The sequence below is a fragment of the Immundisolibacter sp. genome (assembly GCF_050250495.1).
Lineage (GTDB): Bacteria > Pseudomonadota > Gammaproteobacteria > Immundisolibacterales > Immundisolibacteraceae > Immundisolibacter.
Genome location: NZ_JBFWOM010000008.1, coordinates 81,875 through 98,247, shown reverse-complemented (window position 1 = coordinate 98,247; position 16,373 = coordinate 81,875). Strand labels below are relative to the sequence as shown.

Here is a 16,373-nt window from a genome sequence, read left to right as displayed (position 1 = left end):
GACCCGACGGGGACGCACATGACGCAACCGCTTGCCCAACAGGTGCTGCGCACCGACGTGTCCGGCATGCCGCTCGAATGGGTGGACTACCAGACCGCCGTGCGCCTGTACCACTTCGGCCACGTGGCCTACACCTGCGGCACGCCGTTGTACCAGGTGCGCGGCGGCACCAACGCGGCGAGCGGCCGGCGCACCCTGATCGAGGTGAACTCGATCATCGCCACCACCGGAGATCAGTCCGCGCTGCGCCACAGCCGCGAGACCTACTCCCCGCCATTGAACAACCCGGCGCTGTTCAAGCGCGACGCGCACACGTGTCTGTACTGCGGGCACCCGTTCCAGGCGCGGGATCTGTCGCGCGACCACGTGCGCCCGCTCAGCACCGGCGGCGCGGACGCCTGGGCCAACGTCGTGACCGCCTGCAAGCGCTGCAACAACCACAAGGCGAACCGTACCCCCGAACAGGCCCGCATGCAGCTGCTGGCGATCCCGTTCGTGCCCACGCACGCCGAGTACGTGTACCTGCGCGGGCGGCGAATCCTGGCCGACCAGATGGAGTTCCTGCTCGCGCACTTCCCGCGCTCCAGCCCGCTGCAGGCCCGGTTGCGCGCGCAAATGTGCTGAGTGCCTGACGGCGGTCAGCCACGTCGCTTGCCGCGCAGCCGGCAGCGGCACAGACTGGGTCACCAACGGTCGTCGTGTCGTGCATCCGACAGGAGTACCCGCCATGCAACAGGTCACCCTGAACCGCATCCTCATCCCGCTCGACTTTTCCGATCCGGCCCGCAGCGCCCTCGCCTACGCGGCCGGACTCGGCCACACCTTCGGCGCCGAACTGCTGCTGCTGTACGTGGCCGAGCCGCCGCCGTTCGCGCCCGACCTCAGCGACTCGCACGGCTACGAGGAAAGGATCACCGCCCACGGTCGCGAGCACCTGCAGGCGTTGACGCAGGAGTATCTCGACAAGGGCATGAAGACCCGCGCCCTGGTGCGTTTCGGCCGGCCGGCGGCGGAAATCGTCGCCGCCGCGCGCGACGAACAGGTCGACCTCATCATCATGGCCACACACGGACGCTCCGGCCTCAAGCACCTGGTCGGTAGCGTCACGGAAAAAGTCGTGCGCCTTGCCACGCGTCCGGTGCTGGTGACTCATTACGGGCGAAACGAGGAGCCCGTCGAGGCCGGCGCCGGTCTGGCGACCGCCGTCTGATCGGGACGAAGCGCCCGCCATCCCCGGGCGATGGGCTGACGCACGCGTTCGCAGCGCGAACGCGTTGGTGTGGCCCGCGCGGCGCGACTGTGAAAGCCCACATCGCTGCGGCATAGTGGGCGCACCCGTTTGCCGCGGGTTCCTCGCGCCATGCCCCTGACTGACTTCCACTCCGCCGTCGCGGCCTGGTTCGGCCGCCAGTTTCCGGTGCCGACTGCGGCGCAGGCGGCGGCGTGGCCGGCCATTCGCGCAGTGCAGCACACGCTGCTGGCGGCGCCCACCGGCAGCGGCAAGACGCTGGCGGCATTCCTCACGGCCATCGACGACCTGGTCCGCGCCGGCCTCACCGCGCCGCTGCCGGACGCGGTGCAGGTGCTGTACGTATCGCCGCTGAAGGCGCTGTCGGCGGACATCGAGCGCAACCTCGAAGCGCCGCTCGCCGGCATTCGAGCGGAACTCGTCGCCAGCGGCCTGCCCGACGTCCCCATCCGCGCCGCCGTGCGCACGGGCGACACGCCGCAGGCCGAGCGCGAGCGCCAGCGCCGGACGCCGCCGCACATTCTGGTGACGACGCCGGAATCGCTGTACATCCTGCTCACGTCCAAGTCCGGCCGGGCCATGCTGGGCGACGTACGCACGGTGATCGTGGACGAGATTCATGCGCTCGCCGGCAGCAAGCGCGGCGCGCATCTGATGCTGTCGCTGGAGCGGCTGGCGGCGCTCACCGGGCGGCCGGTGCAGCGGATTGGCCTGTCGGCCACGCAAAAACCCATCGAGCGCATCGCCGATTACCTCACCGGCGGCGCGCCGTGCGCGGTGATCGACACCGGCCACGTGCGTGAGCGCACCCTCGCCATCGAGGTGCCGAGCGCGCCGCTGGCCGCCGTGATGGCGGGCGAGGTGTGGACCGAGCTGTACGACCGCCTCGCCGACCTCGCCCGCGCGCACCGCACCACGCTTGTGTTCGTGAACACGCGGCGCATGGCCGAGCGCGTGGCGCGGCATCTGGCCGAGCGGCTCGGGGAAGAACACGTCACCTCGCACCACGGCAGCCTCGCGCGGCGGCATCGCCTGGATGCCGAGCAGCGCCTGAAGGCCGGGCAACTCACGGCGCTGGTGTGCACGGCGTCGCTGGAGCTTGGCATCGACATCGGCGACGTGGACCTCGTGTGCCAGCTCGGTTCACCGAAGGCCATCGCCACCTTCCTGCAGCGCGTCGGGCGCTCCGGACACGCCGTCGGCGCCGTGCCGCACGGGCGGCTGTTTCCGCTCTCAAGGGACGATCTGGTCGAGTGCACCGCGCTGCTCGACGCCGTGCGGCGCGACGAGCTCGACGCCATCGTCATGCCGCAGGCGCCGCTCGACGTGCTGGCGCAGCAGATCGTGGCCGAAACAGCCGCGCGCGAGTGGGACGAGACGGCGCTCTACGAGCACTTCCGCCGCGCCCATCCCTACCGCGAGCTTGCCCGTGCCGATTACGACGCCGTGGTGCGCATGCTGGCCGAGGGCTATACCACCCGCCGCGGCCGGCGCGGCGCCTGGCTGCACCGCGACGGCGTGCACGGGCGGCTGCGCGCGCGGCGCGGCGCGGCGCTGGCGGCCGTGACCTCGGGCGGGGTGATCCCGGACCAGTTCGACTGCGACGTGCTGCTGACGCCGGAGAACCTGCGCATCGGCAGCGTGAACGAGGACTTCGCCTTCGAGAGCCTGCCGGGCGACATCTTCCAGCTCGGCAACACCTCCTACCGCATCCTCAAAGTGGAAACGGGGCGGATGTTCGTGCAGGACGCCCACGGCCAGCCGCCAAACATTCCGTTCTGGTTCGGCGAGGCGCCGGGGCGCACGGCGGAGTTGTCGGTCGCGGTGTCGCGTCTGCGCCAGGACGTGGCGGACTGGCTCAGCGAAGGCGGCGCCGGGCACGCCCGGGAGCGCCTGCTGGAGCGCCTGCCGCTGCCGGACGCTGCGGCTCACCAACTCATCGACTATCTCGCCGCCGCCCACGCGGCGCTCGGCGCGCTGCCGACGCAGGACGCGGTGATCTTCGAGCGCTTTTTCGACGACACCGGCGACCAGCATCTGGTCATCCACGCGCCGTTCGGCTCGCGCATCAACAGGGCCTGGGGACTCGCGCTGCGAAAGCGCTTCTGCCGGCGCTTCAACTTCGAACTGCAGGCGGCGGCGCTGGAGGACAGCATCGTCATCTCGCTCGGCTCCGTGCACAGCTTTCCGCTGCACGAGCCGGCCGGGTATCTGAAGTCCGCCACGGCGCGCGAGGTGCTGATCCAGGCCGTGATCATGGCGCCGCTGTTCGAGGCGCGCTGGCGCTGGGTGGCGACCTCGGCGCTGGCCATCCTGCGTCAGCGTGCTGGCAAGCGCACGCCGCCGCAGTGGCAGCGCAACGACGCGCAGGACTTGATCGCCGCCGTGTTCCCGGACCAGATCGCCTGCGCCGAGAACCTGAACGGCGAGCGCGAGGTGCCGGACCACCCGCTGGTGCGGCAGGTAATCGCCGACTGCCTGACCGAGTCCATGGACGTGGAAGGGTTTCTCGCCGTGCTGCGCGGCATCGAGAGCGGGGCGATCCAGATTCTGACGTGCGACCTCACCGCCCCCTCCCCGCTCGCCGAAGAAATCCTGAATGCCCGGCCGTACGCGTTTCTGGACGACGTGCCGGCCGAGGAGCGGCGCACGCTCGCCGTGCGCCCGGCGCCGGCCGATCTGTCGGCGAGTGCCTCGCTCGGCGTGCTGCAACAGGACGCGATTGATCGGGTGCGCGGCGAAGCCTGGCCGCAGGCGCGCGACGCCGACGAGCTGCACGACGCGCTGCTGCTGCTCGGCTTCATCACCGCCGACGAGGCGGCGCGCGAGCCGCGCTGGCCTGAGTTGTTGCAGGCGCTGGCTGGCGACCGGCGCGCGTGTTGCCTGGATGGCCGGCTGTGGGTGGCGGCCGAGCGGCTGGCCGAAGCGCAGGCCGTGTTGCCGGCGGCGACTGCGCAGCCGCCGATTGCCACCGTGGGCGAACCGCCCGACAGCGCCGAGGCCGCGCTGGTCGAGCTGCTGCGCGGGCGGCTCGAAGGCCTGGGGCCGATTACCGCGGCGCGGCTCGGCGCGCCGCTCGGCCTTAAGCCCACCGCCATCGACGCGGCGCTGCTCGCGCTCGAAGGCGAAGGCTTCGTCCTGCGCGGGCGCTACACGCCGGGCACGGCGCACGAGGAATGGTGCGAGCGTGGCCTGCTCGCACGCATCCACCGCTACAGCCTAGGGTCTCGGCGGCGCGAAATCGCGCCGGTCAGCGAGGCCGAGTTCCGGCGCTTTCAGCGCGCCTGGCAGGGCCTCGACGACCCCGGCGAGGGGCCGGAGGCGCTGTTTGCCGTCATCGAACAACTGGCCGGTCTGTCGCAGCCCGCCGCGGCGTGGGAGGCGGAAGTCCTGCCGGCACGCCTGCACGGCTACCAGCCGTTCTGGCTCGATCAACTGTGCGCCGAAGGGCGCGTGGCCTGGCTGCGCCTGCTGCCGCCGCGCGTGAGCGGCGAGCGGCGGCGCGTCTCGACGCCCGTGCGCAGCACGCCGATCGCGCTCGTGCCGCGCGAACACGCGGCGCTGTGGCGGCGCCTCGCGCCGGCCGCGCCGGAGCTGGAGCTGAGTTCGATCGCCGCCCGCGTGCGCGATGCGCTGGCCGCGCAGGGTGCGTCGTTCTTTGCGGATCTGGTCGCCCACACGGGCCTGCTGCGCACGCAGGTGGAGGCGGCGCTCGCGGAACTGGTGGCGCTGGGTCTGGTCACGTCCGACAGCTTCTCCGGCCTGCGCACGCTGATCGCGCCGGCGAGTCAAAGGCCGAGCTTCGCGCCGCGTCGGCACCGCAGCCCGCGCCCGCGCGTGTCGGGCGTCGGCGCCGCCGGGCGCTGGTCGCTGCTGCCGGCGCTGACACCCGCCGATGCCGCGGCGCGCGATGCCGCCGTGGCGCACGCCGCGCAGGCGCTGCTGGAGCGACACGGCGTGGTCTTCCGGGCCGCGCTCGACCATGAGAACTGCGCCCCGCCGTGGCGGGAGCTGCTGTACGTCTACCGGCGGCTGGAGGCCCGCGGCGAGTTGCGCGGCGGGCGTTTCGTCGAGCGCTTCGCCGGCGAGCAGTTCGCGCTGCCGGACGCCGTGGCGCTGCTGCGCAAGGGGCACGCCGCGGTTATTGGCGCTGATTCGGCGGTAGCCGCCCTGCCCGCCTGAACGCACCGGTTGCGCTGCCGGCTGCGGGAGGCCCGTCCTCAGGCCGAATGGCGCGAGAACAATCATTCGCGGCGAGGGCGCCGCTCCCACATCACGACTGAATCGTCGTGGCTCGTCCGAGGCGACCTGGCTGCTGCCGGCCGCGGGCGGGCTTGCTCACCCAGGATGCCGCGCTCCTGACTGTGGGAGGCCCGCCCCCGGGCCGAATCGCGGCACTGCACCGATCCGCGGCGAGGGCGCCGCTCCCACATCCGCCACGCTTACGTCAGGCCATCATCAGGGGGCGAGGCGCCACAGGTTGACGGTGCCCGTCACCTCGTTCGCCACCACCAGCATCGGCGTGCCGGTCGGGCTGTCCTTGGCGTCGATGAAGCGCAGCACTTCCGGCCCACTATCCGGCCCCACGGCATCACCCTCGAAGCTGCGCGTGTTCTTGTAATCCACGAACTGCGGCGCCGCCGGGTCGGTGACGTCGTACACCATTACGCCGCCCTGCCGCTCCAGGCCCACGAAGGCATACGTGCGGCCGGCGACGTTGCCGACGGCCACGCCTTCCGGCTCCGGCCCCTTGTTGTCGGAGCGGTCGTCGAAGGTGTTTTCGTCGTTGTTGCTGTTGAAGTTGCGCGGGAAGGCGGCGGCGGTGCGCACTTCAAGATCGGCGCCGGAGTCCCACACCGGCGCGCCGGTGGCGGCGTTCCAGATGGTGAACGAGCGCGCGCCGAACACGTACGGGCGCGAGTAGTCGCCGCCCGGCGGCGCGTTGGTGATGGTCAGGCGGCCAAGCTGCAGGTTGTCGTTCAGCACCGGCTGGATGGCCGCCGGGTAGCTGCTGCGCACGCTGCGGGCGCGCACTTCCTCGGCAAAGCCATCGTAGTCGCGCGCGTCGCCCTCGTTGGCGGTGACCAGATACGTGCTGCCGCCGGCCGCGTAGCTGGCGAGCGCGTCCGGCTGGTACATGCCGTACACCGGCCAGTCGCGGATGTTCACCACATTGTCGCGGTCGGAGGCGTCCAGGCCCGCCGTCTTGACCAGGCCCAGCAGCGTCGGCTCCGGCGTGTAACCCGGCAGCAGCTCGAAGCGGCCGGTGGTGGTGTCGATGCTGATGCCGGCGACGCCGAAGTCGTTGTCGTTGACCACGGCGAGGGTGCCCGCGTCCACGTACGCGAGGCCCTCCACTTTCTGCACGCGGTCGTAGCCGGCGCGGGCGAGGTCCACGTGCAGCACCTTGGCGAGCGGCGTCACGCCTGCGGCGGCGAGTTCCGCCGTCGTCATCTGGTCCAGCGACTTGCCGTTGTAGAGCATGTCCCTGGCGGTGATGTCGGTGGCGCCGGTGAGGTTGAACGCGTAGACACGCTTGGTGATCTGCGCCGGCAGGTCAGCCGGCGCCGCGTCGTCGTCGCGTTCCACCACCAGAAAGCCGCCGCCCGGCAAGGCCACCGCATCGCCGATCTTGTCGGCACGGCTGTCGTCGGCGTTGACTGAGGCCGGGTTGTCCATCGCGTACAGGAACTGGCGCGTGGCGCGCGTGGCCGGGTCGAACTCCACCACACGCACGTTGCGCATGGCGTTCAGCGCCGAGTTGGCGAGCGTGGCCGGATTGCGCAGCGGGCTCTGCACGAAGGCGTACAGCTTGCCGTCCTGCAGCGCGATCGCCTCGAAGCCGCGGTTCTGCCGGCGCTGCGCGAGCACCGGCGGCAGCACTTCGCTGCCAAACGTGCCCGCCGCCGCACCGGCCGCGGCGGCGGTGCCGATGGGCACCAGGCGCTCGACAAGACGGCCGCTCGGGTCGAAGTGGTAGATGGCCGGGCGGTACTCGTCCGCCATCCAGAAGTGGCCGTCGCCGTCCACCACCACGCCTTCGAGGTCCGCGCCGAGCGGGTCGGTCGGCAGCACGGTGTCGTTCAGGTCCACCGGCACCTCGTCCTGATACGGCGTGCTGGCGGTGGCGCCGGCGATGGCGGTGTTGGGCAGGCCGCTGAGCGCGCTGCCGTCCGCGCGGGTGAGGGTGATCTGCTGGGTGATCGCGACCTCGCCGGTGGCCGGGTCGAGCTGCAACCGCACCAGTTGCGGCACGAAGCCCGGCAGCAGGAAGGGCCGCCGGTCGCCGGTCGGCTCGCCGTTCGGGCCACGGTCGGTGTGGGTCACGAACTTGAGTTTGCCGTCGTCGGTCCGGCCCTCGAAGAACAGGCCCGAGAAGCCGCCGAGCGACAGCGCCTGGCCGGCCGCCGTGGCGCCGATGCCGGGCAGATTCCGCACCTCGAACGTGGACGTGGTCGGCGCCGCGTCGAAGTCCTTCACGCCGAGCGCCCGCACGCGCGTGACGCGGGCGGTCGCGATGTCGATCTCGGCGATGGCGTTGTTCTCCTGCAGCGTCACGTAGGCCGGGGTGCCGGCCGGATCGACGCTGATGTATTCGGGTTCAAGGTCCTGCGCCGGCGTGGCGCCGGGGCCGAACACGCGCACGCCGTCCGGCAGCGACACGCCCTCGAAGCCGACGGTCGTCACCGGCAGCTGCGGCTTCATCGGCACCACCGCGACGATGCTGACCGAGCCCACCGGGTCCGTGCAGCCGGCGCCGTAGCAGTCCGGCTCGCCCTCGTTCGCCACCAGCAGCGTGCGCCCGTCCGGGGTGAAGGTGAGCATGTCCGGCAGGGCGCCGACCTTCGCCGTGCGCACCACCTCGCCGGCCGGGGTCAGGAACACCACGGTGCCGGGATCGGTCTTGCGCGGCGCCACCACGGCCACCGCAATGAGATTCTTGGACGACACCGCCACGCTGGTGACGCTGGCGCCGTACTCGGCCAGCGACACGCGGCGCAGCAGGCGCGGCAGCGTCGGGTTCGACACATCCACGATGTCCACCGACACGTCGTCCGCGTTGGTTACGTACAGCTTGTCGCCGCGCAGTGCGGCGGTCTCGCCGGCAGTCTGGCCGTCTGTGGCGAGGCCCGTCTCGTAGCGGCCGAGCGGCTCCAGCGACAGTGCCTGCGCGCCTGCGGCGAGCGTCAGCAGCGGCAGGGAAAGGCCTAGCAGCAGCGGTTTGCGAAACGGCACTGTCGTCACTCCGGCAGGGGGAACCACACGCCGGATGGCGCGGGCAGCGGCGCATGGTGGGAAGGCAAGATGTCGGTTCTGTGACAGCCCCCAGCCGACGCCGCCGCAGGGGTTCCGGGGCCGCTGTCGCGCCGGGCAACGCTGCGCTACGCTGGCCGTTCAGGCATCGGTTCCGACCGACGTGCCGCGGCACGCGAAACACACAAGCAACTCGCGAGGAGAAACGCCATGCACACCTGCCTCTCCCCCGGCGGCAATGCCGTCTATGACCATCCGTCCCGGTCCGGCCGACTGCTGGTCGGCACGCAGGACGGCGTGATCGCACTCGAAGAAACCCCCGCCGGCTGGCGCGAGGCCGGCCGCGGCCTCGTCGGCCACCACGTGTGTGCGCTGATCGGCGAGCCGGTGAGCGGCAATTACTACGCCGGCACGCACGACGCCGGCGTGTTCGTGAGCCCGGACGGCGCGCACTGGCAGCCGGCCGGGCCCGGCATGGACGAGAGCAACGTGTTCAGCCTGGCGAGCGTGCGCCGGCCGGACGGCTCGGTGCGGCTGTACGCCGGCACGGAGCCGGCGGCGCTGTTCGAGAGCCGCGACTTCGGCCAGTCGTGGAAGCGTCTCGCGGCCCTGAACGACGCCACCGGGCACGAGACCTGGATGTTCCCGGCGCCGCCGTTCATCGCGCACATCAAGCAGATCGCCATCCACCCGCAGGACGCCGACCTCATCTACGTGTGCGTGGAACAGGGCGGCCTGTACAGCAGCGCGGACGCCGGGCAGAGCTGGACCGAGCACACCGCCGGCATGCCGAACGACGCCCACCGCGTGCTGCTGCACCCCACCCGGCCGGGGCGGCTGTTCCTGGCGAACGGCTTTTTCTTCAACCGCTCGGACGACGGCGGCCGAACCTGGTTCGAGATGAAGGAGCAGACGCAGAAAATCGGCTACGCCGACCCGCTGGTCTACCACCCGCGCCGGCCGGAGACGATGTTCGTGGCCGGCGCGTTCGCGACGCCGGACACCTGGGTCAAAGGCAGCGCCAACGTCAGCATCGCCCGCACGGGCGACGGCGGCGACACCTGGCACTACGCGCGCGGCGGCCTGCCGGCCGAGTTCAAGCCGTCCGTCGAGGCGATGTCGCTGGAGGCGGTGGGCACAGCGTGCCGGGTGTTCATCGGCAACACCGACGGCGAGGTGTGGCTCACCGAAAACGAGGGCCGGCAATGGCGGCAGATCGCGACCGGCCTGCCGCCGGTCAGCAAGTGCTTTCACGCCGATCTCATCCACGGCAAGCTCGACCTGACCGAGGTGCGCATCCCGGACGAGATCCGCGCGCTGATGGAGCAGATGGTGCAGCGCACGGCCTGACGCGCGGCGTCGAGTTCAGTATCGCCAGACAGCGACAGGAGCCACGCCATGCTCGCCACCGCCCGCCCCCGCATCGACTACGCCGATCTCGTCCGCGAAGACCGCGTGCACGGCCGCGTCTACTACGACCCCGACATCTTTGCCGACGAGCTGGAGAAGATCTGGTACCGGCAGTGGGTGTTCATCGGCCACGAGAGCGAGTTCCCGAACCCCGGCGACTACCGCACCGAGCGCATCGGGCTGCAGCCGATCATCATTGCCCGCGACAGCCAGCACCGTATCCGCGTGTACTTGAACCGCTGCCGGCACCGCGCCAACACGGTGTGCGAGAAGCGCCGCGGCCACGCCATGACGCTGACGTGCTGCTACCACGGCTGGACCTACTCGATCGATGGCCACCTGCAGGGCGTGCCCTTCCACGACGACTACGGCCCGCACTTCAACAAGCAGGACCGCAGCCTGCTGGAAGTGCCGCGCGTGGACAGCTACCGCGGCTTCCTGTTCGCGAGCCTCGCGGCGGACGGCCCGAGCCTGCGCGAGCACCTGGGTCTTGCCACCACGCTGATCGACCGCTACTGCGACATCTCGCCGAGCGGCGAGGTGGCAATGAACGTCGGCGTGTTCCGCATGAAGGTGAAGACCAACTGGAAGATGTGGATCGAGAACTCGGTCGACGGCTACCACGTGCCGTCCACGCACGCGTCGAACTTCTACATGGCGCAGATGACCGAGAACCAGGCGCTCAAGCAGCGCACCGCCGCCGCCGGCAAGGGCGTGTTCAGCGTGATCCGCATGCGCGATCTCGGGCGTGGGCACTCGGAGCTCGACATGCGCCCGCAGCGGCGCATCACCGGCATGACGTATTCCTCCGACTGGTCACAGGGCGTGCCGGAAGCCGCGCAGCGCGCCTACACCGACGGGGTCGAGGCGCGCCTTGGCAAGGAGCGCGCGGCGCAGGTGCTCGTCGACGGCCCGGCGCACGCGGTGGTGTTTCCGAACCTGTTCCTGATCTTTCAGGACATCCGCTGGTGCGTGCCGGTCAGCGTGAACGAAACCTATCTGTACTACGCCGGCACCGTGCTGCCCGGCGCGCCCGACGAGATCAACCAGCTGCGCCTGCGGCGCGAGGAAGGCGCCTACGGCCCGGCCGGCTTTCAGCTCGCCGACGACCTCGAAGTATGGGAGCGCAACTTCCGCGGCCTCGCGGCGCGCGCAGACGAGTGGATCGACATGTCGCGCGGCGTCGGATTGCCCGTGACGGCGGACGAGGAAGGCGTGCCGACGCAGGCGGACCTGTCCGAGCTCACCATCCGCGCCCAGTGGGCGCACTACCGCCAGCTGATGCAGGCCGACCGATGAGCACGCCAACCTGGCACCCGGAGAGCCTGTACGAGCGCGTGCAGCAGTTCCTGTTCCGCGAGGCGCGCCTGGCCGACGAGTGGCGGCTCGACGACTGGCTCGCCCTGTGGGCGCCGCACAGCCTGTACTGGGTGCCGGTGAACCACGACGACGTGGACCCGCGGCGCGAACTGTCGCTGATCTATGACGACCGCCAGCGGCTGGAACTGCGCATCGCGCGCATCCAAAGCGGCATGGCGTGGACGCAGGAGCCGCGCTCGCGCCTGCGCCGGGTGCTGTCGAACATCGAGATGGAGTCGGTCACGGACGACCGACTGGAAGTGCACTCCAACTTCCACCTGAACGAACTGCGCTCCAGCACCAGCACGCAGGTCGTCTGGACCGGCCACACCATCCACCACCTGCTGCCGGCCGGGGACGGTTTTCAGATCGCGCTCAAGAAGGTGCTGCTGCTCAACAACGACGAGGAGTTGCCGCAGCTGTCGATTTTTCTATAGTCAAGCCGACGCGCCAGCGTGGCGCGCCGATGAAGGGAGCCGCCGTTCAAGGACCGCGGCGGTTGGTCGAAAATGCCCCAGCCGGCCTTCCTCGGATTCACGATGCCCCACGTCTTTCCCCTGCCGCGGTTGCTCTGCCTCGTCGGCCTCGCGATCGTGCTCGCCGCCTGCTCGCGCCAGAGCCAGCCGCTGCGCATCGCGACCCATCCCTGGGTGGGCTACGAAACACTGTGCCTGGCGCAGGATCGTGGCGTTCTGCCCCAGGCCGTCACGCTCCGGCACGGGCAACGAGCGGCGGACACCCTGGCCGCGCTGCGCGCCGGCACCGTCGATGCCGGCATGCTGACGCTCGACGAAATGCTCACGGCGCGCGCCGCCGGCACGCCGCTGATGGCGGTGCTGATCTTCGACAGTTCGAGCGGGGCCGACGTGCTGCTGGCGCGGCCACAGCTTCGGCAGCTGGCCGATCTTGCCGGCAAGCGCATCGGCTACGAGCCCACCACCGTCGGCGCGCTGGTACTCGGCGAGGTGCTCGCGCAGGCGGGCCTTGCCGAAGCCGCCATCACGCGCGTCGAACTGCCCCTGACGGAGCATCTTTCTGCATGGCGCGAGGGTCGCGTCAACGCCATCGTCACCTACGAGCCGACCGCCGCCCAGTTGCAGGCCGAAGGGGCCGAGCGCCTGTTCGACAGCCGGCAGATGCCGGACACCATCTTCGACGTGCTGGCGATGCGGACCGATCGCCTCGACGGCCGTAAGGCGGCTTTGCGGGCGGCGATCGAAACGCACTTCGAGATGCGTGCCTACATCATCCGGCATCGCGACGATGCGGTTTACCGGATCGCGGCGCACCAGGGCGTCACGGCCGCCGACGTGCGCCGCGCGATGGCCGGCGTGACGGTGCCGGAGGTCGCCGGCAATCGCTACGCGCTGCAGGCGGGCTCGCGCTTCGACGACGCCGCCCGGCGCGTGTATCGCCTGATGACCGAGCGCGGCATGCTGGCCCGGCCGGATTCCCTCGACGGCCTGTTCAGTGCGGAGTTTCTGCCCCTGCCGCGGGCGGCCGCGCCGTGATGGCGCGCTGGCTGCTGGTCGGGTTGCTGGCGCTGCCGGGGCTGGCCAGCGCAGCGCAGGCCGTCACGCTCGGCGTGCTGGCCTATCACGCGCCCGAGACGCTGGCGGTCAAGTACCGCCCGCTGCTCGATTATCTGTCGGCGCAACTGGGCGGCACCCCGGTCCGGCTTGAGGTGCTCGACGCGCCCACGCTCGCCGGGGCGGTGGCCAACCATCGCGTCGATCTCGTTCTGACCACGCCAACTCAGTACCTGGCGCTGCGCAGCGACAACAGCCTGACGGGCGCACTCGCCACGCTGGCCCGCCAGCAGGGCGGGCATGTCACCCAGGCGATGGGCGGCGTCGTCGTGGTGGCCGCGGACCGCAACGACCTTCAGCGCCTCCAGGATTTGCGCGGCCGGCGCATCGGCGTGCCGACGCTGGCGGCACTCGGCGGATTTCAGGCGCCAGCGCTCGAACTGCGCGCCGTGGGGGTCGATATCGAGCCGCGGACCTCACGCGTGGCGGGCGCCACGGCCAAGACGCCCTCACGCATCGAGCTGCGTATTCTCAAGACCGACGAGGCGATCATCAAAGCCGTGCTCGGTGGCGACGTCGACGCGGGCTTTCTGCGCACCGGCAGCATCGAGGCACTGGCGGCTACGGGCGAACTTGACCTGTCGCGCCTGCGCGTGCTGAACCGCCAGCGCCTGGGTGACTTTCCGTGGGCGGCATCGACGCGTCTTTACCCGGACTGGCCCCTCGCCGCGCTGCCGACGCTCGACCCCACGCTCACCCGGCGCATCACGGCCGCGCTGATGGCGCTCGAACCCGACCACCCGGCCGTGCAGGCAGCCGACCTCGCCGGCTTCGCTCCGCCGGCCGACTATTCCGGCGTCGAGGAGCTGGCAAGAACCCTGCGTCTGCCGCCTTACGACTCCGTACCTTCGCTCACTTGGCGCGAGTTCATCCTGCAACATCGGGGGCAGGCGGTCGCGGCCGCGCTCGGTGCCGCCACCGTAATCGGCCTGCTGGTGCTGTCAGCGATCAACAACCGACGGCTGCGCGAGGGCGAGGCGGCCCGGTCGCGGCTGGTGGCCGAGCTGCAGGCGCTGCTGGCGGCAACACCGGAGCCGATGTTCGAGGTCGATGCCGAGGGCCGCATCCTGCGCAGCTGGGCGCCCAATGCCCCACCACCACCCTCGCGCCCGAACAGTTGGTGGGGCACCTCGTGTCCGAGGCGCTGCCCCGGCCGGCGGCCGACAGCCTGCTGCGCGGCCTCGCCGAAGCCAGCCGCACGGGCCGCGCGCAGGGGGTGCAGTTCACGCTGCCCGCCGCGGACGGCGAGCGCTGGTTTTCGATGTCGGCGGGCGTGATCGCCGGCTCCGGCAACCCGCAGCGCTTCGCCATCCAGGTGCGCAACATCACCGCCGAGCGCCAGGCCGAGCGCGAGCTGCGCATCGCCGCCAGCGTGTTCACGCACGCCGGCGAGGGCGTGCTGATTTCCGGCCCTGACAGCCGCATCCTGGCCGTCAACCAGGCGTTCCGGACCATCGTCGGTTACGCCGATGACGACCCCCTGATCGGCACGTACACGCGCGACCTGCGCATCGTCTACGAGCAGAACGAATCGTTTGCCACGCTGCGTGAGAGCCTGGACCGCTACGGCACCTGGGAGGGCGAACTGCGCGGCGAGCGGCCATCCGGCGAGCGCTACGTGGCGGCACTGAACGTGAACGTGGTGCGCGACGACGCCGGCAACGCGACGCACAACGTCGCCATCCTCACCGACATCACGCAACTGAAGGCGCAGCAGAACGAACTGGAGCGCATCGCCTACCACGACGCCCTGACCGGGCTGCCAAACCGCACGCTGCTGGCCGATCGCCTGCAGCAGGCTATGGCCCGCGCCAGCCGGCACCAGCGGCAGGTAGCGGTGGTGTATGTGGACCTCGACGGCTTCAAGGCCGTGAACGACAGCCACGGCCACGACCAGGGCGACGCGCTGCTGGTCACCGTGGCCCGGCGCATGCGTGACGCGTTACGGCTGGAGGACACCCTCGCCCGCATCGGCGGTGACGAGTTCGTGGCGGTGCTGGGTGACCTGCGCGGCGCCGACGACGTCGAGCCGTCGCTGAAGCGCCTGCTGGCGGCTGCGAGCGAACCGGTGCCGCTGGCGGCGGGTGAGGGTCGCGTGTCGGCCAGCATGGGCGTGGCGTTCTTCCCGCAGGTCGAGGCGACCGACGCCGACCAGCTGCTGCGTCAGGCGGACCACGCGCTGTATCAGGCCAAGCTCGCCGGCAAGAACCGCTACCACGTGTACGACGCGGCGCGCGATCAGGCCGTGCGGTCGCGGCACGAGGCGCTGCAGGAAATCCGCGCCGCCCTGCACGACGGGCAGTTCGTGCTGCACTACCAGCCCAAGGTGAACCTGCGCACGGGCGAGGTCATCGGCGCCGAGGCGCTGCTGCGCTGGCAGCACCCCACGCGCGGCCTGCTGGCACCGGGCGTATTCCTGCCGGTGGTAGAGAACCACCCGCTCGGCATCGAACTGGGCGAATGGGTGATCGACGCCGCGCTCGGCCAGATGGCGCACTGGTGCGCGCTCGGCGTGCAGCTGCCGGTCAGCGTGAACGTCAGCGCCGATCACCTGCAGCAGCCCGATTTCGTGCAACGCCTGGCAGCGCGGTTGCAGGCGCATCCGGCGGTTCCGCCCGGCTGGCTCGGCATCGAAATCCTGGAGACGAGCGCTCTCGCCGACCTCGATCACGTGGCGCGGGTGATGCGCAACTGCGCGGAACTTGGCGTCTCGTTCGCGCTCGACGACTTCGGCACCGGCTACTCGTCGCTGCTGTACCTGAAGCACCTGCCGGCCGGTACGCTCAAGATCGATCACCGCTTCGTGCGCCATCTGCTGCAGGACGCGGACAACCTGCCGATCCTGGAAGGGGTGCTGACCCTGGCGCGCGGCCTCGGTCGCCAGGCGGTGGCCGAGGGCGTGGAGACTGTCGAACAGGGCAGCATCCTGCTGCAGCTCGGCTGCGAGCTCGGCCAGGGCTACGCCATAGCGCGGCCCATGCCGGCGGCCGACCTGCCCGCCTGGATGGCCGGCTGGGAGACGCCCGCGGCCTGGCAACACACGTTTCGCGTCGACCGGGAGCGCCTGCCGTTGCTGATGGGCGACGTTGAGCACCGCGCCTGGATTCAGGCCATGGCGGACTGGCTGCACGGCGCGCGCCCGGAACCGGCGACAGTCGCCGCCGGGGGCGGCCGCTTCGGCGCGTGGCTGAGGCGCGAGGGGCGCGCCCTGTATGGCCACGTGCCGGCATTTACCGCCGTCGACAGCATTCACCGGCAGATGCACGACCTGGCGGACGACCTGACCGCGCTCCAGGGCACCGGCCGCGCGCAAGACGCCATCGCCCGGCTGCCGGAGCTGTGGGCGCTGCTCGACCGCATGCGTGGGCAGTTTGGCGGATTCGTCATCCGCGCCGACGACGGCGACACCCTGCAGGTCAGCGACGACGACACCGGGTCGGCGCAGGCCCCTGCCCGCGCCCCCGCCACCCACTGACACGCGCAAGCCGCTGCCAGGGCTGGAACAACTCCAG

General features: G+C 70.9%; 10 protein-coding genes. 9 read left to right on the top strand and 1 reads right to left on the bottom strand.

Annotation, left to right across the window (positions count from 1 at the left end):
- Nucleotides 1–18 precede the first annotated feature (18 nt).
- The 3 genes from AB7F93_RS07860 (at nt 19) to AB7F93_RS07850 (ending at nt 5,431) form a co-directional block, all read left to right on the top strand.
- Nucleotides 19–624, top strand: a complete 606-nt coding sequence (locus AB7F93_RS07860) for an HNH endonuclease (protein ID WP_428302342.1) — start codon at nt 19–21, stop codon at nt 622–624.
- Between the two features lie 103 nt (nt 625–727).
- Entirely contained in the window at nt 728–1,210 is a 483-nt protein-coding gene (locus AB7F93_RS07855) for a universal stress protein (protein WP_428302341.1), read from the top strand.
- Nucleotides 1,211–1,360: 150 nt separating this feature from the next.
- Complete coding sequence (locus AB7F93_RS07850) at nt 1,361–5,431, top strand: DEAD/DEAH box helicase (RefSeq protein WP_428302340.1); 4,071 nt, start codon at nt 1,361–1,363, stop codon at nt 5,429–5,431.
- A 276-nt stretch (nt 5,432–5,707) separates the two neighbouring features.
- Here AB7F93_RS07850 and AB7F93_RS07845 read toward each other — a convergent pair whose 3' ends face one another.
- Nucleotides 5,708–8,485 (bottom strand): choice-of-anchor I domain-containing protein, encoded by a 2,778-nt coding sequence (locus tag AB7F93_RS07845; RefSeq protein ID WP_428302339.1) that lies wholly within the window; start codon nt 8,483–8,485, stop codon nt 5,708–5,710.
- 228 nt (nt 8,486–8,713) lie between these two features.
- On the opposite strand from AB7F93_RS07845, the gene AB7F93_RS07840 reads away from it, so the two are divergent.
- The 6 genes from AB7F93_RS07840 to AB7F93_RS07815 all read left to right on the top strand — a co-directional run bounded on the left by AB7F93_RS07840 (nt 8,714) and on the right by AB7F93_RS07815 (nt 16,336).
- Nucleotides 8,714–9,853, top strand: a complete 1,140-nt coding sequence (locus AB7F93_RS07840) for a WD40/YVTN/BNR-like repeat-containing protein (protein WP_428302338.1) — start codon at nt 8,714–8,716, stop codon at nt 9,851–9,853.
- Between the two features lie 48 nt (nt 9,854–9,901).
- Nucleotides 9,902–11,212 carry an aromatic ring-hydroxylating oxygenase subunit alpha gene (locus AB7F93_RS07835; protein ID WP_428302337.1) on the top strand — a complete coding sequence of 437 codons (1,311 nt, stop codon included), beginning with the start codon at nt 9,902–9,904 and terminating at the stop codon, nt 11,210–11,212.
- Nucleotides 11,209–11,709, top strand: a complete 501-nt coding sequence (locus tag AB7F93_RS07830) for an aromatic-ring-hydroxylating dioxygenase subunit beta (RefSeq protein WP_428302336.1) — start codon at nt 11,209–11,211, stop codon at nt 11,707–11,709. Before AB7F93_RS07835 ends, AB7F93_RS07830 begins: the two co-directional genes overlap by 4 nt.
- 102 nt (nt 11,710–11,811) lie before the next feature.
- On the top strand, nt 11,812–12,783 hold the full coding sequence (locus AB7F93_RS07825; protein ID WP_428302335.1) for an ABC transporter substrate-binding protein: 972 nt from the start codon (nt 11,812–11,814) through the stop codon (nt 12,781–12,783).
- Entirely contained in the window at nt 12,783–14,138 is a 1,356-nt protein-coding gene (locus AB7F93_RS07820) for a PhnD/SsuA/transferrin family substrate-binding protein (RefSeq protein WP_428302334.1), read from the top strand. Before AB7F93_RS07825 ends, AB7F93_RS07820 begins: the two co-directional genes overlap by 1 nt.
- The gene (locus tag AB7F93_RS07815) at nt 14,123–16,336 is read left to right on the top strand and encodes an EAL domain-containing protein (protein ID WP_428302366.1); all 2,214 of its coding nucleotides are present in this window, start codon (nt 14,123–14,125) and stop codon (nt 16,334–16,336) included. The genes AB7F93_RS07820 and AB7F93_RS07815 overlap by 16 nt, the downstream gene beginning before the upstream one ends.
- Nucleotides 16,337–16,373: the final 37 nt, after the last annotated feature.